The 1,085-nt window shown below is 54.9% G+C and carries 1 rRNA gene; it reads left to right on the top strand.

Annotated elements, in window-relative coordinates:
* Window positions 1-1,085 (top strand): 23S ribosomal RNA (locus tag ACQE3Y_RS20500); the annotation flags it as partial.

Here is a 1,085-nt window from a genome sequence, read left to right as displayed (position 1 = left end):
AGGGAAACCGAGTCTTAACCGGGCGTTAAGTTGCAGGGTATAGACCCGAAACCCGGTGATCTAGCCATGGGCAGGTTGAAGGTTGGGTAACACTAACTGGAGGACCGAACCGACTAATGTTGAAAAATTAGCGGATGACCTGTGGCTGGGGGTGAAAGGCCAATCAAACCGGGAGATAGCTGGTTCTCCCCGAAAGCTATTTAGGTAGCGCCTCGTGAATTCATCTCCGGGGGTAGAGCACTGTTTCGGCTAGGGGGCCATCCCGGCTTACCAACCCGATGCAAACTGCGAATACCGGAGAATGTTATCACGGGAGACACACGGCGGGTGCTAACGTCCGTCGTGAAGAGGGAAACAACCCAGACCGCCAGCTAAGGTCCCAAAGTCATGGTTAAGTGGGAAACGATGTGGGAAGGCCCAGACAGCCAGGATGTTGGCTTAGAAGCAGCCATCATTTAAAGAAAGCGTAATAGCTCACTGGTCGAGTCGGCCTGCGCGGAAGATGTAACGGGGCTAAACCATGCACCGAAGCTGCGGCAGCAACACTGTGTGTTGTTGGGTAGGGGAGCGTTCTGTAAGCCGCTGAAGGTGGACTGTGAGGTCTGCTGGAGGTATCAGAAGTGCGAATGCTGACATAAGTAACGATAAAGCGGGTGAAAAGCCCGCTCGCCGGAAGACCAAGGGTTCCTGTCCAACGTTAATCGGGGCAGGGTGAGTCGACCCCTAAGGCGAGGCCGAAAGGCGTAGTCGATGGGAAACGGGTTAATATTCCCGTACTCGGTGTTACTGCGAAGGGGGGACGGAGAAGGCTATGTTGGCCGGGCGACGGTTGTCCCGGTTTAAGCGTGTAGGCTGACTTTCCAGGCAAATCCGGAAGGTCAAGGCTGAGGCGTGACGACGAGGCACCACGGTGCTGAAGCAACAAATGCCCTGCTTCCAGGAAAAGCCTCTAAGCATCAGGTAACAACGAATCGTACCCCAAACCGACACAGGTGGTCAGGTAGAGAATACCAAGGCGCTTGAGAGAACTCGGGTGAAGGAACTAGGCAAAATGGTGCCGTAACTTCGGGAGAAGGCACGCTGGC

Origin of the sequence: Pantoea sp. FN0305, assembly GCF_050113845.1 — a bacterium.
GTDB lineage: Bacteria > Pseudomonadota > Gammaproteobacteria > Enterobacterales > Enterobacteriaceae > Mixta > Mixta alhagi.
This window is presented reverse-complemented; position numbering and strand designations above follow the sequence as displayed.